Raw genomic sequence first — 23245 nt, 5'->3', positions numbered from 1 at the left:
TATGCAGGACTTGCTGTCACAGGACGAAATCGATGCGCTGCTCCACGGGGTGGACGACGGCGACATCGATACCTATGAGGAATCCGATGACACCGGGGTCAAGAACTACGATCTGGCGAGCCAGGACCGTATCGTTCGCGGCCGCATGCCCACCCTGGAGATGATCAACGAACGGTTCGCCCGGTATACCCGTATCAGCCTGTTCAACCTTCTCCGCCGCAACGCCGACGTTTCCACCGGCGGCGTCCAGATCATGAAGTTCGGCGAATACGTTCACACCCTGTATGTGCCCACCAGTCTCAACCTGTGCAAGGTCCGGCCCCTGCGGGGCACCTCGCTGTTCGTTCTGGACGCCAAGCTGGTGTTCAAGCTGGTGGACAACTTTTTCGGTGGCGAAGGCCGCCACGCCAAGATCGAAGGCCGTGAGTTCACCCCCACCGAGACCCGCATCGTCCAGATGGTGTTGAACCAGGTGTTCCACGACATGGCCGAGGCCTGGCACGCGGTGCTCAAGGTCGATTTCGAGTACCTCAGCTCCGAGGTCAACCCGGCCATGGCCAACATCGTGAGCCCGAGCGAAGTGGTGGTGATCAGCACGTTCCACATCGAGCTGGACGGCGGCGGCGGTGAGCTGCACTTCGCCCTGCCGTATTCCATGATCGAACCGATCCGGGACGTGCTCGACGCGGGCGTTCAGAGCGACATCGACGACGTGGACGAGCGCTGGGTCAACGCGCTGCAGGAAGACATCAAAGACGTGAACGTCCCCATCAACGCGGACGTGTGCCGGCGCCGGGTGTCCCTGCGGGAAGTGGCGCAGTTCAAGGCGGGCGACATCATTCCGGTGGAGGTTCCCGAGTTCCTGACGGTCACCGCCAACGGCATCCCGATCTACAAGGCGACGTTGGGCACCCGCGACGGAAAGCTCGCGCTACGGATACACGACAAGGCAGCACTGCCGAAGGTCAAGAAACAACTGAAGGTGGGTCGACATGGCTGACGAAAACAAGAAAGACGGGCAGGACATGAGCGAGGACGAAAAACTCGCGGCGGAATGGGAAGCGGCCATGGAAGAGTCCGGTGACGGCGACAGCGTTGGAGAGGACGACTGGGCCGCGGCGATGGCGGAAGCGGGGGAAGACGGCGGCAGCGACGATGATGTGCGCACCGCGCCGATGGAGGAGTTCACGGGCTCGTCGGGCGCCCAGGGCGCCGGCGCCCCGGACCTGGATGTGATTCTCGACATCCCGGTCACCATCTCCATGGAGGTGGGGAATACCCAGATCCCCATTCGTAATCTGTTGCAATTGAACCAGGGCTCGGTGATCGAGCTGGACCGGCTGGCGGGCGAGCCCCTGGATGTCCTGGTCAACGGCACCCTGATTGCCCATGGCGAGGTGGTGATGGTGAACGAAAAGTTCGGCATCCGCCTCACCGATGTCATCAGCCCCGGTGAGCGCATCAAGCGGCTGCAGAAATGAACCCGGAGACCGGCACCTCGACGGCGGGTTCCATCGGCACCCTGGTCAGCCTGGGCCTGGGGCTGGTGGCCGTGGTGGCCCTGATCTACGGCTGCGCCTGGCTGGTCCGGCGCATGAGCGGCATGTCTGGCGGCAACAGCGGCGCCATACGGGTGGTCTCGGTGTTGGCCATTGGCGCCCGGGAGCGCCTGGCCCTGGTGGAGGTGGGCGGCCAACAGATTCTCCTGGGCATTACACCGTCCGCCATTCGTACCCTGCACGTGTTTGACGAGCCGGTGGTGAATGCCGGCGATGCCGCGAACAGCGATTTTGCCCGGCGCCTGCAGGGGCTGATCGGTAAATCCTGGAAACCCTCGGACAAGGACCCCGCCGACTCATGACGTCCCGTGGCCTGTTTCGCATCCTGACCGCGTTCTTGCTGCTCATGCCGGTCCTGGCGCAAGCCGCGCCCGGCATTCCCGCACTGACGGTGACCCCCGGCGAAAACGGCAACCAGGAATATTCGGTCACCCTGCAGGTGCTGGCGCTGATGACGGCGCTGACGTTCCTGCCGGCCATGCTGATGATGATGACCTGCTTCACCCGCATCATCGTGGTGTTTGCCATCCTGCGCCAGGCCATCGGCCTGCAGTCCACACCGTCCAACCAGATTCTGATGGGCCTGGCCCTGTTCCTGAGCATTTTCATCATGAAGCCGGTGCTGGAACAGGTGAACGAGACCGCCCTGCAACCGTACCTTCAGGAGCAGGTGACCTCACTGGAGGCGGTCAAGCTGGCCAGCGAGCCGTTCCGCAAGTTCATGCTGGCCCAGACCCGGGAAGACGATTTGGGCCTGTTCATGCGCATGGCGGACGAAAAGGCGGCGACCCCGGAGGACGTCTCGTTCTGGGTGTTGATGCCGGCGTTCGTCACCAGTGAGCTGAAAACCGCCTTCCAGATCGGCTTTATCCTGTTCATTCCGTTCCTGGTGATCGACATGGTCGTCGCCAGCGTGCTGATGGCCATGGGGATGATGATGCTGTCGCCGATCATCATCTCGCTGCCGTTCAAGATCATGCTGTTCGTGCTGGTGGACGGGTGGTCCCTGATCATGGGCACCCTGGCCGCCAGCTACGGGCTATAGCACCGTAAGGAGATTGCGCCCATGACACCGCAAACCGTGATCGACATCCTCCGGGAAGCGCTCTGGATGATCGTGCTGCTGTCCACGGTGATCATCGGGCCGGGCCTGGTGGTTGGTCTGGTGGTCAGCACTTTCCAGGCCGCCACTCAGATTAACGAGCAGACCCTGAGCTTCCTGCCCCGGCTGCTGGTGACGTTGATCGTGATCATCGTGGCCGGGCCCTGGATGCTGGGCCAGCTGCTGGATCACGCCCACCGCCTGATTTCCAGCATTCCCTACCTGATCGGCTGATCCCATGGTCCCGACGGAGATCAGCGCGGACCTGATCGGCCAATGGGTGGGCCACTACCTCTGGCCCCTGTTCCGGGTGGCCAGCTTCCTGATGGTGGTGCCCATCTTCGGCACCCAGCTGGTGCCGGCCCGGGTCCGGCTGGGGCTCGCGCTGCTGATTACCGTGCTGGTGGTGCCGCTGATTCCCCAGGCGCCCCAGGTGGACGCGCTGACCGCGGACGCCGTGGTGATCACCCTCCAGCAGATCCTCATTGGCGTCGGGATGGGCTTTGCCGTGACCGCGCTCTGGCAGCTGTTCGTGGTGGCCGGGCAGATGATTGCCATGCAGATGGGCCTGGGCTTTGCGTCCATGGTGGACCCCGCCAACGGCGTCAGCGTGCCGGTGCTGGCGCAAATCTATACCATCACGATCACGCTGTTGTTTCTGGCCATGAACGGCCATCTGGTGATGCTTGAGGTGTTCGTGGAAAGTTTCCGGACGCTGCCGATTGGCCTGGATGGCCTGGGGCAGGCTGGTGTCTGGGCCCTGGCGCACCGAGTCAGCTGGATGTTCATGGCGGCCATGCTGCTGGCGCTGCCGGCGGTCACCGCGGTGCTGATCGTCAACATTTCCTTTGGTGTGATGACCCGGGCCGCGCCGCAGATGAACATCTTCGCCCTGGGCTTTCCGATTGGCCTGATTTTTGGATTGTTTGCCATCTGGGTGCTGCAAGCCAATTTTTTGCCACACTTCGAGCAGTACACCCGCGACACCTTTGATTTCATGCGCCAGCTGCAGGGCATTCCCTGACGCTGGCCCGCTGACGCCGGACCGGACGCGCCATGGCTGAAGAGAACGACAACAGTCAGGAAAAAACCGAAGAAGCCACGCCCCGACGCCTGGAGAAAGCCCGGGAGGAGGGGCAGACGGCCCGTTCCAAGGAGCTGGCCACGATGGCCGTGCTGATGGCGGGCGCGGGTGGCCTGCTGATGTTCGGCGGGCATCTCGGCGCAGCGCTCGAAGCGATCATGAAGGATAACTTTGTGTTGGAGCGGGCCACCATTTTCGACACCCGGGAAATGAGCCTGCAACTGATGGCGGCCGCCAAGACCGCCGCGCTGGCCCTGGCGCCGGTCCTGGCGGTGTTGTTGGTGGCCGCCATTGCCGGTTCTGTGAGTATCGGCGGCCTGCTGTTCAGCGGCAAGGCCATCGCCCCCAAGTTCAGCCGCATGAACCCCATCAAGGGCCTGGGCCGGATGTTTTCCACGCGCTCCCTGGTGGAACTGGTCAAGGCCATCGCCAAGGTTCTGGTGGTGCTGGCTGTGGCTGTCCTGATCCTGCACGCCCGCACCGAGGATTTGCTCAACATTGCCGAGGAATCGGCCCGCCCAGCCATGGAACACGTGCTGTGGACTCTGGGCTGGAGCTTTTTCCTGTTGTCCGCGGCCACTATCCTGATTGCCCTGGTGGACGTACCGTTCCAGATCTACGATCACCAGAAAAAACTGAAGATGACCAAGCAGGAGGTCAAGGACGAGTATAAGGACACCGAAGGGAAGCCGGAGGTGAAGGGCAAAATCCGCCAGTTGCAGCGGGAAATGGCCCAGCGGCGAATGATGGCCGACGTGCCCACGGCAGACGTGGTCATCACCAACCCAAGCCACTATGCGGTGGCGCTGAAATACGATCAGAAGCGCATGGCGGCGCCGGTGGTGGTCGCCAAGGGCGCCGACCAGATTGCGTTCAAGATCATGGAAATCGCCCGGGAACACAAGGTGGAAGTGCTGCGGACACCGCCGCTGACCCGGGCGGTGTACCACAACACGGACATCGGCGAGGAAATCCCGGACGGCTTGTATATGGCCATCGCCCAGGTGCTCGCCTACGTGTTCCAGCTCCGGCAGTTCCGCAAGGGCCACGCCGCCAAGCCCGGTATGCCGGACTTCCCGATTCCGCCGGACCTGCGGCGCGACCTCTGATCGCTGCGCCGGCAGTCACCGCCGCCCGTCACTGCCCGGCACGAGCGGCGGTGTCAGGGCTCGCCGTATCACTGGGCGGCGGACTGCTCGTTCTCTGCTTCGTGAATGGCGTGGCCCCAGGCTTCCCGGCTGCCGGGCAGGATCAGGTTGAGCACGATGGCGGCGACTGCACACAAGGCAATACCCTCCAGGTGCCCCAGCACCATGCCGCCAATGCCGAACACCAGTGTCACGCCCACGATCACCAGGTTCCGTGACTGGGACAGGTCCACCTGGTGGCGGATCAGGGTGTTCAGACCGACCACCGCAATGGAGCCGAACAGCAGGCACAGGATGCCGCCCATCACCGGTGTCGGAATGGTCTGCAGGGCCGCACCGAACTTGCCAATAAAGGCCAGTACGATGGCCACGATGGCCGCCCACCACATGATCTTTGGATTGAAGTTGCGAGTGAGCATCACCGCGCCGGTGACTTCCGAGTAGGTGGTGTTGGGCGGCCCGCCGAACAGCGCCGCCGCGCTGGTGGCCAGGCCGTCGCCGAGCAGGGTGCGGTGCAGGCCGGGCTTCTGCAGGTAATTCTTGCCGGTGACGTTACCGATGGCCAGGATGTCGCCGATGTGCTCGATGGCCGGGGCGATGGCCACCGGAATCATGAACAGCACCGCGCCCCAGCTGAATTCCGGCGCCACGAAGGCCGGCATGGCGAACCAGGGCGCCTCCACAATCGGGGTCACGTCCACAATCCCGACGAGGGCGGAGATCACGTATCCCACCACCACGCCGACCATGATGGGGATCAGCCGGAACAGGCCCTTGGCCCACACCGACATCACGATGGTGACCGCCAGAGAGGTCATGGCAATCCACAGCGCGGTATCCCGGGGGAACAGCTGGCTGGAGCCGTCGCCGGTCTGGCCGGAGGCCATGTGCACGGCCACCGGCGCCAGGCCCAGGCCAATGGTCATGATCACCGGGGCAATCACCACGGGCGGCAGCAGGTGACGCAGGAAACCGGTGCCCTTTAGGCGTACCAGGCCGCTGAGGATGACGTAGAGGATGCCCGCCGCCATCAGGCCGCCGAGGGTTTCCTCCAGGCCGAACTTGCCCTTGGCGGCGATCACCGGGGCGATGAAGGCGAAGGACGACGCCAGGAAAATCGGCACCTGGCCGCCGGTGACAATGTGAAAAATCAGCGTGCCGAGGCCGGCGGTGAACAGGGCGACGTTTGGGTCCAGGCCCGTGATCAGGGGCATTAGCACCAGCGCGCCGAAGGCCACCAGCAGCATCTGGGCACCGGCAATCACCTGCTTCCAGACCGGCTCCTGGCCGACGGAGGCGTGAGGGGTAGTCTGCATGCTTATACGTCCTTCTGCTTGGTGCCGAAAATCTTGTCGCCCGCATCGCCCAGGCCTGGAAGGATGTACCCCTTCTCGTTCAGTCGCTCGTCAACGGACGCGGTGTAAATGGAAACGTCGGGGTGCTTGTCCAGAACCCGCTGGATGCCTTCCGGCGCGGCCACCAGCACCAGCGCGCGAATTTCCGTGCTGCCGGCCTTCTTCAGCAGGTCGATGGTGGAGATCATCGAGCCCCCGGTGGCCAGCATCGGGTCCACGATCAGCGCCATGCGCTGGTCCAGTTCGCCCACCAGTTTTTCCAGATAGGTGCTGGCCTCCAGGGTTTCTTCGTTGCGGATCTGGCCAACCACACTCACCCGGGCCACCGGGATCAGGCTCAGCACGCCGTCCAGCATGCCCAGACCGGCCCGCAGAATGGGAACGATGGTGATTTTCTTGCCGTGGATCTGCTCGACGGTGACCGGCCCGGCCCAGCCGTCAATGGTGTGTTCCTGCAGGGTGAAGTCCTTGGTGGCTTCGTAAGTCAGCAGGGCGCCGACTTCCTGGGCCAGTTCCCGAAAATTCTTGGTGCTGATGTCGGCGCGGCGCATCAGCCCGAGCTTGTGCCGGATCAGGGGGTGTTTCACCTCGTGGATGGGCATGGGATCACCTGTGTCTCTGGATGGGTGGGTCGGGGTTTGCCCGGCGGCCTGGGCCGGGCACCCGGTAAATGGCGCAAGGATACCGCATCTGGCGCCGGCCGTCAGGCGCATGGGGCGACGCCCCGGGCCGCCCGGGTGACGCTCTTGCACGCACTGGTACGGATCTTGCGAGAGACCGACAGCAGCGGCGCCCGGCGCCGGAATCCTGACCCTGAACCATTACCGGCCAATCGCCCGCCAGACCACGCCTGGCGGGATGCGCCCAGCGGAGACCGACTGACCCATGGATCGAGCGCTCGTCCTCAACAACGTCAAAACCCTGACGCGGGGCAATCTCGGCGTTCCGCTCATGCTCATGGGCCTGCTGGGCATGATGATCCTGCCGGTGCCGGCGTTCCTGCTGGACGTGTTTTTTACCTTCAACATTACCCTGTCCATCGTCATCCTCCTGGTGTGCGTCTATTCGATGCGGCCGATGGAGTTCGCCTCCTTCCCCACGGTGCTGTTGGTGGCCACGCTGCTGCGCCTGGCGCTGAACGTGGCGTCCACCCGGGTGGTGCTGCTCGAAGGGCACGAGGGCGGGGACGCCGCCGGTAAGGTGATCCAGTCGTTCGGCGAAGTGTTGATCGGGGGCAACTACGCCGTTGGCCTGGTGGTGTTCGCCATTCTCATGATCATCAACTTCATGGTGGTCACCAAGGGCGCGGGCCGGGTCTCGGAAGTCAGCGCCCGGTTTACCCTGGACGCCATGCCGGGCAAACAGATGTCCATTGATGCGGACCTGAACGCCGGTCTGATCGATCAGGATGAGGCCAAGGCCCGGCGCTCGGAAATCGCCCAGGAGGCGGATTTCTACGGCTCCATGGACGGTGCCTCCAAGTTTGTGAAGGGCGACGCCATCGCCGGCCTTCTGATCCTGGTGATCAACATCATTGGCGGCGTCGCCATCGGCATGCTTCAGCACGATCTGACGTTCGGGCTGGCCATGCAGCGTTACGCGCTGCTCACCATTGGTGATGGCCTGGTGGCGCAGATTCCGTCGCTGCTGCTGTCCACCGCCGCCGCCATCATGGTCACCCGGGTCACCACCAGCCAGGAACTGGGCAGCCAGATCCTGGAGCAGATGTTCAACGCCCCCAAGGCGCTGGCCATCGCCGCTGGCATCCTGATTCTGCTGGGCCTGATCCCCGGTATGCCGCATCTGGCGTTCCTTGGGCTGGGTGGCATTGCCGCCGGGGCGGCCTGGTTCATCTGGACCCGGAGCCAGCAGACGGTCGAAGAAGGTGAGGCGTTCCCCCGCCGGACGGGCACCGGCGGGCCGGGCCGCGAACTGGCCCCGGGAGATGCCGGGGCCGATGGCCGGCAACTGCCCGCTCCGGCTGGGGAGACCCGGGAGCTGGGCTGGGACGACGTGGCCACGGTGGACATCGTCGGCCTGGAGGTGGGGTATCGCCTGATTCCCCTGGTGGACAAGTCCCAGGGTGGCCAGTTGCTCAGCCGCATCAAGGGCGTTCGCAAGAAGTTGTCCCAGGACCTAGGCTTTCTGATGCCTTCGGTGCACATCCGGGACAACCTTGACCTGATGCCCAACGTCTACCGCATCACTCTGATGGGCGTGACCCTGGCCGAGGCGGAGATCCATCCAGACCGGGAACTGGCCATCGATCCGGGCCAGGTGTTTGGCAAGATCGAGGGCATTGAGGGCAAGGACCCGGCCTTTGGTCTGGACGCCTGCTGGATTGAGCCGGATCGAAAGGATCAGGCCCAGACCCTGGGTTACACCGTGGTGGATGCCAGCACGGTGGTGGCGACCCACCTGAACCAGATCCTGCAGAAGCACGCCCACGAGCTGATCGGCCACGAGGAAGCCCAGAAATGGCTGGACCAGCTGGAGAAACTGTCGCCGAAGCTGGCGGAGGAGCTGGTACCCACCACCATCTCCATCAGCCTGCTGCTGAAGGTGCTGCAGAACCTGCTCAAGGAAGAGGTGCCGGTGCGCGACATGCGTTCCATTGCCGAAGCCATCGTCAACGTCCACCCCCGCAGCCAGGACCCGAAAGTGCTGACGACGGTGGCCCGACAGGCCCTGCGGCGGATGATCGTCCAGAGCCTGTGCGGCAGCGACCAGGAAATCCCGGTGATCACCCTGGATCCGGACCTGGAACAGTTGTTGCTTAAGTCTGTTCAGCAGAGTCAACAATCCGGCGGTCAGGACGACATCGGGCTGGTGCTGGAGCCGAATATGGTGGAAAAACTCCAGCGCTCCCTGCAGGACAGCGTGCAGCGACAGGAAATGCTCGGCAAACCGGCCATCCTGCTGGTTTCCGGGCCGCTGCGGCCGGTGCTGGCGCGGTTCGCCAGCTACGGAGTGGAGCGGCTGCACGTGCTGTCTTACCAGGAAATACCGGACAACAAACAGGTCACGATTGTGGCGTCGGTGGGCCAGTAACGGCCACAGGCGCCTGAGCGGCGGGCATCCGTTGCCGCGTCGAGGGAGGCAAAGGTATGAAAGTTAAACGTTTTTTCGCCAAGACCATGGCCGAGGCCCTGAAGCAGGTGAGCCAGGACATGGGGCCGGACGCCGTGATTCTCTCGAACCGCCGGGTCGACGGTGGCGTCGAAATCGTGACGGCACTGGACTACGACGAAAACATGGCGCGCCAACGCCTGGGGGACAAAGCCGCCGAGGCCAGCAACGGCTCCCGTCTGGCAGAGCTTCAGGCCGAGCAGCACCGGCAGCTGGAGGACGAACTCGCCCGCTCCCGGGCACGCATTCGGGACGTCCGGGAAGCGCGGGCCCAGGCCGGTGCCCGGGGTGGTGCTGGATTGGATGAATCGGCAATGGCCGATGCCTTTGGCCCCGAACTGGCCGAGCCAGCGACGATGCCCGCGGCGTCCGCCGGTTACGCCGACGAGCTCGCCCAGATGCGGGCGGAGCTGCGCTCCCTGCGTGATCTGGTGCGTGGTGGCGGTGAGCCGGAAGCCCCGGTCCAGGCGCCGGCCAGCAACGCGGTTCAGCAGCGCCTGGGCGAGCGGCTGCAGGAGTTCGGCCTGGGCGTCGACCTGGCCGGTTCCCTGGCCCGTCGGCACAAGGGCGGACGGCTGGATGAGGGCTGGAAACAATCCCTGAAGATGCTGGCGGCGGGCGTTCGCACCGGCCGTACCGACTGGCTCGACGAAGGCGGAGTCTATGCGCTCGTCGGCCCCACGGGCTCCGGTAAAACCACCACCATCGGCAAGCTGGCCGCCCGCTACGTGCTGCGTCATGGCCCGGACTCCATTGCCCTGGTGACCACGGACCGCTTCCGGATCGCCGCCCACGAGCAGTTGTTCGTTTTCGGCCGTATCCTGAACGTGCCGGTTCGAGTGGTGGACGACAGCCATTCCCTCGATGACATCCTGGACGAACTGTCGGATCGGCACCTCGTATTGATCGACACCGCCGGCCTGACCAGCGGCGACCAGGGCTACCAGCAGCAACTGGCGGAGCTCGCCCGCAGCCGGCATGGGGTTCGGACTCACCTGGTCGTTGCCGCCACCAGCCAGCCGCGCATCATGAAATCCGTCTGGCATTGCTATAAGATGGCAAAGCTTGCCGGCTGTGTGTTGACCAAGCTCGATGAAGCCCTGACCCTGGGCGAATCCCTCGGCTTCGTCATGGAAACCAGCCTCCCGGTTGCCTGGTACACCAATGGCCAACGCATTCCGGAAGATCTGCACCCGGCCGAGGCCATTCCGCTGGTGCGGCTGGCGGTTGAACGACTGAAAACGGTACAGGCATCCGAGGCGGCTGCACGGGGCGCCTGAGCCGGTGACAACTCCGGGCCCGCCGGGCCACAGGACTAGAGACAGACTATGAGCAAAGCACATCCGGTTCAGGTGATCGCGGTTACCGGAGGCAAGGGCGGCGTTGGCAAGAGCAATGTCTCGGTCAACCTCGGCATTGCCCTGGCCCAGAAAGGCCGCCGGGTCGTCCTGCTGGACGCCGACCTGGGGCTGGCCAACATTGACGTTCTGCTCGGCATCACCGCCAACCGCAACCTGCAGGATGTGCTGTCCGGGGAGTGCGACCTTCGGGACGTGCTGGTCAATGGTCCGGGTGGGATCAAAATCGTGCCGGCCTCCTCCGGTACCCAGCGCATGACCCAGCTCAGCGCCATGGAACACGCTGGCCTGATCAACGCCTTCAGCGAACTCGGCGACCAGATCGATGTGCTGATTGTGGACACCGCCGCGGGTATCTCCGAGTCGGTCGTGTCGTTTCTGCGGGCGTCCCAGGAACTGCTGCTGGTGGTGTGCGATGAGCCCACATCCATCACCGACGCCTACGCCCTGATCAAACTGATGAATCGGGACTACGGCACCAACCGGTTCCGCATCCTGGCCAACCAGGTGGCGAACGACCAGGAAGGCCGCCACCTGTTCGAAAAGCTCACGCGAGTGACCGACCGGTTCCTGGAAGTCGCGCTACAATATGTCGGTATCGTTCCTTACGACGAGGCCGTCAAAAAAGCCGTCCAACGGCAACGGGCCGTGCTTGATGCCTATCCTCGGGCCAAGGCGTCGCTGGCCATCAAGGCGTTGGCCGATAAGGTTGACAGCTGGCCACTGCCGTCGTCCCCCCGCGGGCATCTTGAATTTTTTGTGGAGCGGCTCGTCGAAGTCTGAATCGAATCCAGCCAAGCCCCAAAAATAATGGATAGATGACATTGGCGAAACACCTGGGAATGTACCAACAGACGCTGTCGGCCAGGCCCTCTGAACTGGTCGAGACGCACGCCCCGCTGGTCAAGAAAATTGCCCTGCACCTGCTGGCCCGCTTGCCGGCCTCCGTGCAGCTCGAAGACCTTATGCAGGCCGGCATGATTGGCCTGCTCGAGGCGGCCCAGCGTTACACCTCCACTCGCGGAGCCAGCTTCGAAACCTACGCCGGCATCCGCATCCGCGGCGCCATGGTGGACGAAATCCGCAAAGGTGACTGGGTGCCCCGGTCTGTTCACCGCAATTCCCGCCGCATTGCCCAGGCCATCAAGGCCGTGGAAGACCGGCTCGGCCGGGAAGCCCAGGACGCCGAAGTGGCCGAGGAACTGGGCATGGATCTCGCGGAGTATCATTCCTCCCTGTCCGACGCCAACGGCGGACGACTTTTTAGCCTCGATGAGCTCAATGAATCCGGCGAGCTGCCGATAGACCACACAGACGATGACGACAATCCCCTGGACGGGCTGTCCGAAGACGCCTTCCGTCGCAGCCTGGCGCAGGCTATCGACGAACTGCCGGAGCGGGAAAAGCTGGTTCTGAGCCTGTACTACCAGGAAGAGCTGAACCTGAAGGAGATTGGTGCGGTGATCGGGGTCAGCGAGAGCCGGGTCAGTCAGATTCACAGCCAGGCCGCCCATCGGTTGCGAGGCCGTCTGGCGGACTGGCACGGCTAGGCGCCCGGCGCAAGACGATGTCCTGACGGTGTTTTTTGGTAACCGGCGCTTTACAACCGGGCCAAACGACTGACAATAGACCATTCATCCGGGCGGTGCCGGCGATGCAGGCACACAGGTCGAACGAATTCCGGGAGCAACCAACGGGAGGTCCCTTTGGACAAGAACATGAAAATCCTCATCGTGGACGACTTTTCGACGATGAGACGGATCATCAAGAACCTGCTGCGTGACCTCGGGTTCACCAACACCGACGAGGCCGACGACGGCAACACCGCGCTGCCGATGCTCAGGAGCGGCAAATACGATTTCCTGGTGACCGACTGGAACATGCCCGGTATGTCCGGATTCGACCTGCTCAAGGCGGTTCGGGCGGACGAGAATCTGAAGAACCTGCCGGTGCTGATGGTGACCGCCGAGGCCAAGCGGGACCAGATCGTCGCCGCCGCCCAGGCCGGCGTGAACGGCTACGTGGTCAAGCCGTTCACCGCCGCGGTGCTCAAGGAGAAGATTGAAAAGATCTTCGAACGCATTCAATAACCAGAGGTCGGATGGCTCTCATGAGCGACAGCAAGAAGAACCATCAGGGCCTCGATCCGGAGGTGACGGAAACCCTGGAGCGCCAGGCGGCGGAGCTGGCCGAGAGCGTGCAGGCGGGCGACTACGCCCGGTCCATGGCGCTGATCAACGAGCTCAGCGAAGTGCGGGATCAGAGCCTGTACCGCGAGGTGGGCCGGCTTACCCGCAGCCTCCACGAGGCCATCCGCAACTTCCAGATCGACCCGCGCAACGCCGAGCAGCAGGAAGCCCTGTCCAAGATGTCCGACGCCTCGGACCGGCTGGAATACGTGGTGAAAATGACCGGCCAGGCCGCCAACCGCACCATGGATCTGGTGGAGGACGCCATGCCCCGGGCCCACGCCATGCGGGACGAGGCCGTGGCCCTGAAAGACGAGTGGGTTCGCCTGCGCCGGCGGGAGATGGCGCCGGCTGAATTCCGGGAACTGTATGGCCGCATTGACCGGTTTTTTGACAGCCTGTCCGGCGATGCCGACGCCATTTACAACAATCTCTCGGAAATCCTCCTCGCCCAGGACTTCCAGGACCTGACAGGCCAGGTGATCCAGAAAGTGACCGCCCTGGTGAAAGAGGTGGAAGAACACCTGCTGGGCCTGGTGGTCATGGCCAGCCACGTCGACCAGCTCACCGGTACCGTGCACGAGCTGGAAGAGAAAAAGGAATCCGCCGAGCAGGGCGTTGGCCCGCAGATCAAGGCGGCAGAGCGGGAAGATGTGGTGTCTGGGCAGGACGACGTTGACGACCTGTTGTCCAGTCTCGGTTTTTGACGAAAGAGGGTAGTCCATGGCGCTCGATGCCGATGAAGAGATTCTCCAGGACTTCCTGGTGGAAGCCGGTGAAATTCTCGAGAAACTGTCTGAGCAGCTGGTTGATCTGGAACAGCATCCGGATGACGGCGATCTCCTGAACGCCATCTTCCGGGGCTTTCACACGGTCAAGGGCGGTGCGGGCTTCCTGCAGCTGGACGCGCTTGTGAACTGCTGTCACTCCGCGGAGAATGTGTTCGATATCCTGCGCAACCGCAAGCGCCGGGTCGATGCCGAGCTGATGGACGTGGTGCTCGAGGCGCTGGACTACGTCAACACCATGTTCGACGAGGTGCGCAACCGGGAAGAGCCGACGCCGGCCCCGGACGCCCTGATTCACGCCCTGGATGCCCTGGCCCAGCCGGCCGACAGCGCGACGGCGGCGGCCCCCGAACCGGAAGCTGAAACGGCGAGTCACAGCGACGGTGACATCACCGACGATGAATTCGAGCAGTTGCTGGACGCCCTCAGTGACGGCAAGCAGGGCGGCGATGACGCCCCGACGGAACCCGCCGGTACACCGGCCGCCGGTGGCGACGATGAAATCACCGACGACGAGTTCGAGAAACTGTTGGACCAGTTGCATGGCAAGGGCCAATTTTCCGGCGCGACGGCGGTAGGTGAGGATCCTGCCGAAGCGGCTAAAGCACCGGAGCCGGTCGCTGACGGCGGCACCGCCGGCGGCGATCTGATCACCGACGACGAATTTGAAAAGCTGTTGGACGACCTCCACGGTAAGGGCGGCGGCCCCTCCGCCACCGGCGCGGGCCCGGCGACCCCGGCGGATACCTCCCCGCAGCGGAAGCCCACGGCGTCTTCGCCGCCCGCAGACAGCCCGCCTCCCGCGGCCGAGAAGTCCCGCCCGGCGGCACCCGCCCGGGACGCCGCCCCTGCGGCAGAAACCACGGTACGGGTGGACACCAAACGTCTCGACGACATCATGAATATGGTCGGCGAGCTGGTGCTGGTCCGTAACCGCCTGCAGCGACTGGGCGCTGCCAGCGAAGACGAGCACATGCACAAAGCCGTGGCGAACCTGGATGTGGTCACCACCGATCTCCAGTCTGCGGTCATGCAGACCCGGATGCAGCCGATCAAGAAGGTGTTTGGCCGGTTCCCCCGGGTGGTGCGCGATCTGGCCCGGAACCTGAATAAAGAAATCAACCTGGTCATGCACGGGGAAGACACGGATCTGGACAAGAACCTGGTCGAGGCCCTGTCGGATCCGCTGGTTCACCTGGTTCGGAATTCCGTTGACCACGGCATTGAGCTGCCGAGCGTGCGGGAAAAGGCCGGCAAGCCTCGGGCCGGCACCGTGACCCTGTCCGCCGAGCAGGAGGGGGATCACATCCTGCTGGTGATCGAAGACGACGGCGGCGGCATGGACCCGAACAAACTGCGCCAGAAGGCGGTGGAAAAAGGCTTGCTGGATCAGGATGCGGCAGACCGGCTGACCAACAACGAATGCTTCAACCTGATCTTTGCCGCCGGCTTCTCCACCAAGGAGCAGATATCCGACGTGTCTGGCCGAGGGGTCGGCATGGACGTCGTCAAAACCAAGATCAGCCAGCTCAACGGCCAGATCAACATTGTCTCCGAGGTGGGCAAGGGCACCAAGATCCTGATCAAGGTGCCGCTGACCCTGGCCATCATGCCGACGCTGATGATCATGCTTGGGGACCAGTCGTTCGCACTGCCGCTGGTGAACGTGGTGGAAATTTTCCACCTGGATCTGACCAAGACCAACATCGTCGATGGCCGAGAGTGCATCGTGGTCCGCGAGAAGGTGTTCCCGCTGTTCCACATCAAGCGCTGGCTGGTGCGCAGTGCCGGTGAAGCGGAGCCCGAGAACGCCCACGTGGTGATTGTGGCCATGGGCACCAAGCAGGTGGGCTTTGTGGTGGACCAGTTGGTGGGCCAGGAAGAGGTGGTGATCAAACCCCTGGGCCGTGCGCTCCAGGGCACCCCTGGCATGGCCGGTGCCACCATCACCGGGGACGGCCGCATCGCGCTGATCATTGATGTTCCCAGCCTGCTTCAGCACTACGGTTAACACAGACAGGATTGACGGACCCGGCCTGGCCGATGGGGCGTTGGGCCGGTTGCCAGGAGAAAGGAATGACGGTATCCGTCCTGATAGTTGATGATTCCGGGTTTTTCCGGAAACGCCTGACAGAAATTCTGTCTGCGTCCGGCAAGATCCGGGTGGTGGGGGCGGCCTCCAACGGCCGCGAAGGCGTCGAGATGGCGGAAAAACTGCGTCCGGACGTCATCACCATGGATTACGAAATGCCGGTGATGGACGGCATCACCGCGGTCCGGGAAATCCTCCGTCGCCGGCCGGTGCCGGTGTTGATGTTCTCGTCACTGACCTACGAGGGCGCCCGGGTGACCCTGGATGCCCTGGAAGCCGGTGCGGTGGACTTCCTGCCCAAGAACTTTGAGGAAATCGCTCGAAGCTTCAGCCAGTTGCAAACCATTCTGGTGCAGCGGGTGCTGGATGTGGCCGGCAGCCGGCCGGGGGGCGGGGGCGCCAGTTCCTCGGCCCCGCGCAGCCCTTCGCCGGCGCCCGAGCCTCGGCCTCCGCTTGGCCACAACGCCGCCGGCTCTTCCCGCCCGGAGCCGGCTCGGCCGGAATCGGCCCGCCGGCCGCCGGCCACGCCCCGGCCGGAAAGCCCCGCACCCACCGCTGATGTCCCGAGACGCAGCCCGTCCCGGGCGCCGCGGCACTACAGCGTGGTGGCCATTGGCACCTCCACCGGTGGCCCGGTGGCCCTGCAGCGGGTGTTGACGGCGCTGCCGGCGTCCTTCGCCGCCCCCATCGTTCTGGTGCAGCACATGCCGGCCAGTTTCACTCCCGCGTTTGCCGAGCGACTGAACAAGCTCTGTCGCATTGAGGTGCGCCAGGCGGAGGACGGCGACGTGCTCCGCCCCGGCCTGGCTCTGCTGGCGCCGGGCGGCAAGCAGATGATGATAGAAAACCGCAGCGGCCAGGCCCGGGTGCGGATTCTTCCGGGGGATGAGCGCCTGAACTACAAACCGTGCGTGGACGTGACCTTCGGCTCCCTGGCCCGGAGTTTCCCGGGCAAAACCCTGGGGGTGATCCTGACCGGCATGGGCGCCGACGGCCGGGAGGGCTGTCGGATGATGAAGCAGACCGGCTCGGAAATCTGGTCCCAGGATGAAAAGACGTCGGTAATCTACGGCATGCCGATGGCGGTCGCCAAGGCCGGCCTGACCGACAGTGTGTTGCCCCTGGATGACATTGGCCCCCGCCTGGCGGAAGGGGTGAATTGATGGATCTGCTCAGCCTGCTCGGAATTGTGCTGGGCTTTGCCGCCATCCTGGGTGGAAATTTCCTGGAGGGCGGTGCGGTTGAGTCGCTGTTCAACGGCTCCGCCCTGCTCATCGTGGTCGGGGGCACGGTCGCCGCGACCATCCTGCAGACCTCCTGGCAGACCCTCAAGCGCGCCATGATCCAGGCCCGCTGGGTCTTTGTGCCGCCGTTTGTCAGCCTGGAAGACGGTATTGGCAAGGTCATCGACTGGAGCGTGAAGGCCCGCAAGCAGGGTCTGCTGGGCCTTGAGACCCTGGCAGAGCGGGAGCCCGAGCGGTTTGCCCGTAAAGGCCTGCAGTTGCTGGTGGACGGCGCCGAAACCGACACCATCCGGGGCATCATGGAAGTGGAACTGGAAACCCGGGAACAGCGGGATCTGGAATCCGCCCGGGTGTTCGAGGCCATGGGTGGGTATTCGCCGACCATCGGCATCATTGGTGCGGTCATGGGCCTGATCCAGGTGATGACCAATCTGGAGGACCCGCAAACCCTCGGTGGCGGTATCGCCACGGCGTTTGTGGCCACCATCTACGGCGTCGCCCTGGCCAACCTGCTGTTCTTTCCCATGGCCAACAAGCTGCGGGGCATTGTCCGGGACCGGACCCGCTATGAGGACATGATGATCGATGGGCTCATTGCCATCGCGGAAGGGGAAAATCCCAAATCCATCGAGCTGCGCCTGCGGGGCTTTTTGCGCTAGGCGCAGACCTGACGCACAGCAGACGGACCAGAGCGACGTGGAGACAGCATGCGGCGACGCCGGCAACCCCAGGACGACCTGCACAACAAAGAGCGCTGGCTGATCTCCTACGCGGACTTCATCACGCTGCTGTTCGCGTTCTTCGTGGTCATGTACTCCATTTCTTCCATTAACGAAGGCAAGTACAAGGTGCTCTCGGAGACCCTGAACGGCGTGTTCAACGCGCCCCAGCGCTCCCTGGAGCCGATCGCCGTCGGACAGAACCCCGGGCAGAGCGCGCCCGAGGCCACGGACACCATCACCACGCCGCCGGCGGTCACCGAGCCGGCGACCGCTGAAGAGCAGCGGGCCCGCAGTGCTGAACTCCAGACCATGGCCAATGAGCTGTCCCAGGAGTTCGATCAGTTGATCCGTCAGGGCGTTGTGAGCGTTGAAACCAGCGATGCCTGGATCGAACTGAACCTGCCCAACAGCCTGCTGTTCGGCAGCGGCGACGCGGAACCCCATTACGATGCCTTTGAGCTGGTGGAGAAGATTGCCACGGTGCTCAAGGGGCGTGACAATGCTGTAAAAGTGGAAGGCTTTACCGACAACGAGCCCATCCAGACCGCTCGCTTCCCCTCCAACTGGGAGCTCTCCAGCGCCCGCGCCGCCGCCGTGGTTCGCATGCTGGTGCGAGAAGGGGTTGAGCCGGAGCGGCTGGCAGCGGTGGGCTACGGCCAGTACCAGCCGGTGGCCAGGAACGACACCGACAAGGGGCGCCGGGAAAATCGCCGAGTGGTGCTGCTGATCTCCCGGGACGCCAACGTCCGGGGTGCCGTGCGCTAGTGGCGGGTGGTTGCCCGGCGCGCGCTGGCACGAATCCTGTATTGAGTCCCGTCCGGGAACGAGCGACGGCAAGGGCTTGCCGTTGCAACCTATTCAAGTTGTCGTTGGGGTAGCCGATAACCGGCTTACAGGCCAGTGAGGCCAGCACCGGCGGGATTGGAGAAACACGTGCGAATCTGGGCAGTCGCAAATCAGAAAGGTGGTGTGGGCAAAACGACGTCCGTGGTTACCCTGGGCGGACTTCTGGCCCAGCGCGGGCACCGGGTGCTGGTGATGGATCTGGATCCCCACGGCTCACTGACCAGCTGGTTTGGCCACGATCCGGACACCCTGGCCCACAGCGTGTTCGACCTGTTCCAGCATCAGGGCAAGGTGCCCGATGGCCTGCCGGCGCAACTGATTGTCGACACCAACTGCCCTGGCCTGTCCCTGATTCCCGCCAGCACCGCCCTGGCCACCCTGGAGCGGCGTATGGTGGGCGTTGAGGGCATGGGGCTTATTATCTCCCGGGCCCTGGCCCAGCTCTGGGACGATTTTGACTACGTGCTGCTCGACAACACCCCGTCCCTCGGTGTTCTGATGGTCAACGCTCTGGCCGCCGCCCAGCACCTGATCATCCCGGTGCAGACGGAGTTTCTCGCCATCAAGGGCCTGGAGCGCATGTTGCACACCCTGCAGATGATCATGCGTTCCCAAAAGAACGAACTGCCGTACACGATCGTGCCGACGCTCTACGATCGGCGTACGCAGGCTTCCGTGAAAAGCCTGAATCTGCTGCGCAAGACCTACAGCGACAGACTCTGGCGCTTTGCCATTCCGGTGGACACCAAGTTCCGCGACGCCAGCCAGGCGGGCCAGGTGCCCTCGTCGCTGGACGCCGAGACCCACGGCGTCCGGGCCTACAACAGCCTGCTGGATGACCTGCTGGCGCGCACCGGTGCGGGCAAGGCTGGCGCGAGTAAGGGCATCCGCCATGGCTGACCGGTTTACCAAGACGCCCATCGGCCCGGCGACGCAACTGGCGGACCCGGAAGCGGCGCTCGCCAGTTACCTCGACGACCTGCTGCACACGGCCACGGAAACCGCGCTTGACGACACGTTGGCGGCGCCGGAGCCGGACGTGCCGACGCCAACGGCCTCAAAGCTCGCGCCAGAGGCGGAACCGAAAGCCGAATCGGCGCCGGCGGCTGTGGCCGTCAAAAAGCCGACAGCGTCTGCGCCACCGGTCATGGCGCCTGCCAAACCGGCGGTTGTCGCTCCCAAGCCTGCGGCTGTGCCGACCGAGCCCGTGCCGGTCGCCATTGAGGCGAGCCGCCCGGCCGAGCCCGCCGAACCGGCGCCGCCGGCCCGACCGGACTGGTCCGAGGCGCCCTTTGAATGCCTGATATTCACCGTGGCCGGCCTGCAGTTGGCCGTGCCGCTGGTCCTGCTTGGGGCCATCCACCGCATTGAGGACGACGACATCCGCCCGATTCCCGGCAGCCCGCGCTGGTACATGGGGATCCGGCCGGACGAGGTCCAGAACCTGCGGGTGGTGGACACCGCCGAGTGGATCATGGCGGGACGGGTCCCGGACAACGCCCGGGAGCGCTACCGGTTTGTGATTCGGCTGGATAACAGCGAATGGGGCCTGGCCTGTGACGACGTGGCTCAGTCCTTTACCTTGAAGCCGGAGCAGGTGCGCTGGCGAACCGCCCGCAGCAAGCGGCCCTGGCTGGCCGGGACCGTGGTGGAGCAGATGTGCGCCTTGATTGACGTGCGCGCCATGGCGGACCTGCTGGTGCGAGCGGAGCGGGAACATCATCTCGACCTGAGCTGACCCGCCGCCGTTACTGATTGAAACCGAGCCAGGCTGGCACGGTTTGTGCCCGTGACTATAGTATTGGGCACCGACGATGGAATTTTGACGATCAGGTTGCCCGCCGGGCAGCCCATGAGGAGAACACACTATGGCATCCCCGAGCGGACAGAAGCATCAGGCCCACGACGATCAGGTCCTGCAGTATGTGACCTTCAAGCTGGATGACGAAACCTACGGGATCAACGTCATGCAGATCCAGGAGGTCCTGCGGTACACCGAGATCGCCCCGGTTCCGGGTGCACCGGATTACGTCCTGGGCATCATCAACCTGCGGGGCAACGTGGTTACCGTCATCGACACCCGCCGCCGGTTCGGCCTGATGGACGCGGAAGTGACCGACGCCACCCGGATTGTGGTGATGGAGTCCGCCAACCAGGTGATGGGTATCCTGGTGGATTCCGTGGCCGAGGTGGTGTATCTGAAGTCGAGCGAAATTGAGACGGCGCCCAACGTGGGGAACGAGGAAAGCGCCAAGTTCATCCAGGGCGTGTGCAACAAGAACGGCGAACTCATCATTCTGGTGGAGTTCGACAAAATGCTGTCGGAAGACGAGTGGGCGGAGGTCGCCTCCCTGTAACGTCGCGGATTCAATCTCCGGGAACCAGGGGCTGGCAACGTCCACCGCCGCAACCGCTCAGCGGATCGCAATACGGGAGACGTTTGTCATGGTCAGTGAAGTGCTTGAATACCTGCCCTGGGGCCTGTCTGTGCTGGCGTTTACGCTGCTGTTTGTTCAGGGCGTCAGCCAGCGCCGTCAGCTCCAGCTCTTGCAGCGCGCCACCAAGGAACGCTGCGATACCCTCGGGCGTGAACTGCACGCCACCACCAGCGGCAGCCTGGGCATCGGCCAGCGCCTGGTGACCTGTGAACGCCAGCTCCATGACTTGCGCGCCACCCTCGATGAAATGCGCCAGAACGATCCGCTGCGGATCTCCTACGATGAAGCGTCTCGCCTGGTGGACCTGGGCGCGGACATCGACGACCTGATGAACACCTGCGGCATCTCCCGGCCCGAGGCGGAACTGGTCTCGGCCCTGCGTCGGCGTCAGGTGGCCTGATCGTCGTCGAATGGCGTTCGCCCCTGGATGTGAAAGGCGAACGCCAGAATCTCCGCAATCACCCGGTACAGCGTTTCCGGGATTTCCTCGTTCAGTGACAGGCGGGCCAGGGTGGCCGCCAGCTCCGGGTTTTCATACAGAGGGACACCGTGATCCCGGGCGATCCGGACAATCTCCTCCGCCAGCCCATGGGTGCCCGTGGCCGCCACCGTCGGCGCCCGGTCGCCGTCGTAGCGCAGCGCCACGGCGGCGGTGGTGGGTTTCTGTGCGTGGTCTTTGTCGCTCATAGTGCTCATGCCCGGGTATCCACCAGCCGGTGTTCCAGCCGGGTTTCGGGGCCCTTGGGCAGCCCCAGCCGGGATTCCAGGCCGGTTACCTCCAGGCCAAGATCCACAAGACTTCGCCGCAGCAGGGGCAACTGCTCGTTGACCCGCCGCAGGGTACTGTGACGCGCGGCCCATACCTGGGCGCCCACGGAGGTGGCGCTCAGGGACACGTCAAAATGCATCGGACCGGCGTCGTCCAGGTCGATTCTCAACGCCAGTCGCCATTCGCTGACGGCCTTGCGAGCCTTGGCCGAGGCGCCGTTCTTGTCGGAGTCGTACTGCTCCAGCCGGAGCTGCGCGGTGCGCGGTTCCTGCTGGGCGTTTACCCAGGGCAACTCCAGCAGCACCGTGGCCGTGGGTGCGGTGTTGTCACCGCCCGCCCTGGCCGTGAGCACCTGGCTGTGCAACTGGTTCACGCTGATCCGGTTGAGCATGCCCGCCAGCAGTTTGAGGGTCTGGCCCACGGTGGTGCTGTCTCCGTCCTGGGGCGCTGCCGTAGCCGTCTGGGTGAGCGGGAACTGCAGCGGCGCCGAAAGCAAGTCCGGGCTCTGGGCCGGCACAATCCGGGTAAACGCGCTGGTGGGCTGTCCCTGGCTATCGAGCAGGGCGGTGATGGCCCGCATCAACGCCAGCTTGAGATCCGCCGGCGGCAATTCGGGCGCCCGCGTCAGCCGGTGTTCGGCAAACAGCCCGCTGTCGGAAAGCCACTGGCGGATGCGCGTCGGTGCGGTGTCCGAGCGTCCGGCCCCCGGTTGCAGCACCGCCGGCGACGGTGCCCGGGACAGCACCTCGGCCAGTGCCTGCCGAGCCGCTTCTGGCAGGGGTCTGGGCGGCGTCATGGAGGGCAACTGCCCCGGCGACGGGTCAGGCCGAATGCCGGTACTGAGCGCCCGGGCCAGGGCCTGAAGCCCGCTGCCCAGGCTTTGCTGCCAGGGCAACTTCTGGATCAGCGCTCGGGACAGCATGGCCTCCGGCGGTTCCGCCAGCCGGCCCACCAGGCGCAGTTCGTTGCCGGCACGCATCACGGTCAGCCAGTCATTGGCTTTCAGGGCGGCGCCGTCGGGCAGGTTGCCGGGCGCCTGGACCTGAAGCGGTCGGTTGCGCAGTTCCAACAGCAGCTCCGGCGCGGCATCCTTGCGGTTCAGCACGTCCACGACGCGGGCGAGGGCAGTCTCGCCGTCTCGCAGGCGCAGCTGGTCCAGCGCCTGTCGGGCGGCGTCCGGCACGGACGAGCCCGCGGTCGCCGGGTCAGTGGCTGCGCCGGGGCGGGTCTGGCCGGTTGCCGGCAGGGACGAGCCCGCTCGGGGAGGCTGGGTGGGCGACGATGTCGGAATAGGGCCGGGTAGCTTCATGGTCCCATGATGATACCGGGCGCGGTAATCCGCAATTGCTTTGGCTATACTGGCGCCAGCGGGTTGCCCATGCCTGCGGCGGTCCGACGGGCCCTGCCTGGCCCATGCGGTTC

25 protein-coding genes are annotated in these 23245 nt (G+C 64.4%); 21 read left to right on the top strand and 4 right to left on the bottom strand.

Going from position 1 to position 23245, the window contains the following annotated elements; genetic code table 11:
* Window position 1: 1 nt before the first annotated feature.
* Genes fliM through flhB form a run of 7 tightly spaced genes read left to right on the top strand, consistent with a single transcriptional unit; the run spans window position 2 to window position 4854 of the window.
* Window positions 2-1000 carry a flagellar motor switch protein FliM gene (gene fliM / locus V3388_RS07680; protein WP_336366939.1) on the top strand — a complete coding sequence of 333 codons (999 nt, stop codon included), beginning with the start codon at window positions 2-4 and terminating at the stop codon, window positions 998-1000.
* The gene (gene fliN, locus V3388_RS07675) at window positions 993-1481 is read left to right on the top strand and encodes a flagellar motor switch protein FliN (protein WP_336366938.1); all 489 of its coding nucleotides are present in this window, start codon (window positions 993-995) and stop codon (window positions 1479-1481) included. Before fliM ends, fliN begins: the two co-directional genes overlap by 8 nt.
* The gene (gene fliO / locus V3388_RS07670; RefSeq protein WP_336366937.1) at window positions 1478-1861 is read left to right on the top strand and encodes a flagellar biosynthetic protein FliO; all 384 of its coding nucleotides are present in this window, start codon (window positions 1478-1480) and stop codon (window positions 1859-1861) included. The genes fliN and fliO overlap by 4 nt, the downstream gene beginning before the upstream one ends.
* A complete protein-coding gene (gene fliP / locus V3388_RS07665) occupies window positions 1858-2604 on the top strand; it encodes a flagellar type III secretion system pore protein FliP (protein ID WP_336366936.1) in 747 nt (248 codons plus the stop codon). The genes fliO and fliP overlap by 4 nt, the downstream gene beginning before the upstream one ends.
* 21 nt (window positions 2605-2625) lie before the next feature.
* A complete protein-coding gene (gene fliQ, locus V3388_RS07660) occupies window positions 2626-2895 on the top strand; it encodes a flagellar biosynthesis protein FliQ (protein WP_336366935.1) in 270 nt (89 codons plus the stop codon).
* 4 nt (window positions 2896-2899) lie between these two features.
* Window positions 2900-3685, top strand: a complete 786-nt coding sequence (gene fliR / locus V3388_RS07655; protein WP_336366934.1) for a flagellar biosynthetic protein FliR — start codon at window positions 2900-2902, stop codon at window positions 3683-3685.
* A 32-nt stretch (window positions 3686-3717) separates the two neighbouring features.
* The gene (gene flhB, locus V3388_RS07650; RefSeq protein ID WP_336366933.1) at window positions 3718-4854 is read left to right on the top strand and encodes a flagellar biosynthesis protein FlhB; all 1137 of its coding nucleotides are present in this window, start codon (window positions 3718-3720) and stop codon (window positions 4852-4854) included.
* A gap of 68 nt (window positions 4855-4922) precedes the next feature.
* On the opposite strand, the gene V3388_RS07645 is transcribed toward flhB, so the two are convergent.
* Window positions 4923-6209 carry a uracil-xanthine permease family protein gene (locus V3388_RS07645; protein WP_336366932.1) on the bottom strand — a complete coding sequence of 429 codons (1287 nt, stop codon included), beginning with the start codon at window positions 6207-6209 and terminating at the stop codon, window positions 4923-4925.
* 2 nt (window positions 6210-6211) lie between these two features.
* A complete protein-coding gene (gene upp, locus V3388_RS07640) occupies window positions 6212-6850 on the bottom strand; it encodes a uracil phosphoribosyltransferase (protein ID WP_336366931.1) in 639 nt (212 codons plus the stop codon).
* Window positions 6851-7133: 283 nt separating this feature from the next.
* Between upp and flhA the strand changes: the two genes are divergently transcribed.
* The 14 genes from flhA to V3388_RS07570 all read left to right on the top strand — a co-directional run bounded on the left by flhA (window position 7134) and on the right by V3388_RS07570 (window position 21454).
* Window positions 7134-9299, top strand: coding sequence for a flagellar biosynthesis protein FlhA (gene flhA / locus V3388_RS07635; protein WP_336366930.1), 2166 nt, complete (start codon window positions 7134-7136; stop codon window positions 9297-9299).
* Window positions 9300-9355: 56 nt separating this feature from the next.
* A complete protein-coding gene (gene flhF, locus V3388_RS07630; protein WP_336366929.1) occupies window positions 9356-10657 on the top strand; it encodes a flagellar biosynthesis protein FlhF in 1302 nt (433 codons plus the stop codon).
* Window positions 10658-10705: 48 nt separating this feature from the next.
* Window positions 10706-11518 (top strand): MinD/ParA family protein, encoded by an 813-nt coding sequence (locus V3388_RS07625; protein ID WP_336366928.1) that lies wholly within the window; start codon window positions 10706-10708, stop codon window positions 11516-11518.
* Between the two features lie 35 nt (window positions 11519-11553).
* Entirely contained in the window at window positions 11554-12285 is a 732-nt protein-coding gene (locus tag V3388_RS07620; RefSeq protein ID WP_336366927.1) for an RNA polymerase sigma factor FliA, read from the top strand.
* 156 nt (window positions 12286-12441) lie between these two features.
* The gene (cheY, locus tag V3388_RS07615; RefSeq protein WP_011785448.1) at window positions 12442-12825 is read left to right on the top strand and encodes a chemotaxis response regulator CheY; all 384 of its coding nucleotides are present in this window, start codon (window positions 12442-12444) and stop codon (window positions 12823-12825) included.
* Between the two features lie 20 nt (window positions 12826-12845).
* The gene (locus V3388_RS07610) at window positions 12846-13631 is read left to right on the top strand and encodes a protein phosphatase CheZ (protein WP_336366926.1); all 786 of its coding nucleotides are present in this window, start codon (window positions 12846-12848) and stop codon (window positions 13629-13631) included.
* Window positions 13632-13647: 16 nt separating this feature from the next.
* Window positions 13648-15723: a chemotaxis protein CheA gene (locus V3388_RS07605; RefSeq protein ID WP_336366925.1), complete on the top strand. Its 2076-nt coding sequence runs from the start codon at window positions 13648-13650 to the stop codon at window positions 15721-15723.
* Window positions 15724-15788: 65 nt separating this feature from the next.
* A complete protein-coding gene (locus V3388_RS07600; RefSeq protein WP_336366924.1) occupies window positions 15789-16967 on the top strand; it encodes a protein-glutamate methylesterase/protein-glutamine glutaminase in 1179 nt (392 codons plus the stop codon).
* Window positions 16967-17707: a flagellar motor protein gene (locus V3388_RS07595; protein ID WP_336366923.1), complete on the top strand. Its 741-nt coding sequence runs from the start codon at window positions 16967-16969 to the stop codon at window positions 17705-17707. The genes V3388_RS07600 and V3388_RS07595 overlap by 1 nt, the downstream gene beginning before the upstream one ends.
* 48 nt (window positions 17708-17755) lie before the next feature.
* Entirely contained in the window at window positions 17756-18535 is a 780-nt protein-coding gene (motD, locus tag V3388_RS07590) for a flagellar motor protein MotD (protein ID WP_336366922.1), read from the top strand.
* Between the two features lie 168 nt (window positions 18536-18703).
* Window positions 18704-19516, top strand: coding sequence for a ParA family protein (locus tag V3388_RS07585; RefSeq protein ID WP_336366921.1), 813 nt, complete (start codon window positions 18704-18706; stop codon window positions 19514-19516).
* Complete coding sequence (locus V3388_RS07580; protein WP_336366920.1) at window positions 19509-20354, top strand: chemotaxis protein CheW; 846 nt, start codon at window positions 19509-19511, stop codon at window positions 20352-20354. Before V3388_RS07585 ends, V3388_RS07580 begins: the two co-directional genes overlap by 8 nt.
* 130 nt (window positions 20355-20484) lie before the next feature.
* Entirely contained in the window at window positions 20485-20973 is a 489-nt protein-coding gene (locus tag V3388_RS07575) for a chemotaxis protein CheW (protein ID WP_336366919.1), read from the top strand.
* 88 nt (window positions 20974-21061) lie between these two features.
* On the top strand, window positions 21062-21454 hold the full coding sequence (locus tag V3388_RS07570; protein WP_336366918.1) for a DUF2802 domain-containing protein: 393 nt from the start codon (window positions 21062-21064) through the stop codon (window positions 21452-21454).
* Here V3388_RS07570 and V3388_RS07565 read toward each other — a convergent pair.
* Together V3388_RS07565 and fliK are read right to left on the bottom strand one after the other, a co-directional pair.
* The gene (locus V3388_RS07565) at window positions 21442-21750 is read right to left on the bottom strand and encodes an EscU/YscU/HrcU family type III secretion system export apparatus switch protein (protein WP_336366917.1); all 309 of its coding nucleotides are present in this window, start codon (window positions 21748-21750) and stop codon (window positions 21442-21444) included. The genes V3388_RS07570 and V3388_RS07565 overlap by 13 nt on opposite strands.
* Window positions 21747-23132, bottom strand: a complete 1386-nt coding sequence (gene fliK / locus V3388_RS07560; protein ID WP_336366916.1) for a flagellar hook-length control protein FliK — start codon at window positions 23130-23132, stop codon at window positions 21747-21749. Before fliK ends, V3388_RS07565 begins: the two co-directional genes overlap by 4 nt.
* Between the last annotated feature and the right edge of the window lie 113 nt (window positions 23133-23245).

The sequence above is a fragment of the Marinobacter sp. C2H3 genome, from assembly GCF_037080155.1.
Lineage (GTDB): Bacteria > Pseudomonadota > Gammaproteobacteria > Pseudomonadales > Oleiphilaceae > Marinobacter.
This window is presented reverse-complemented; position numbering and strand designations above follow the sequence as displayed.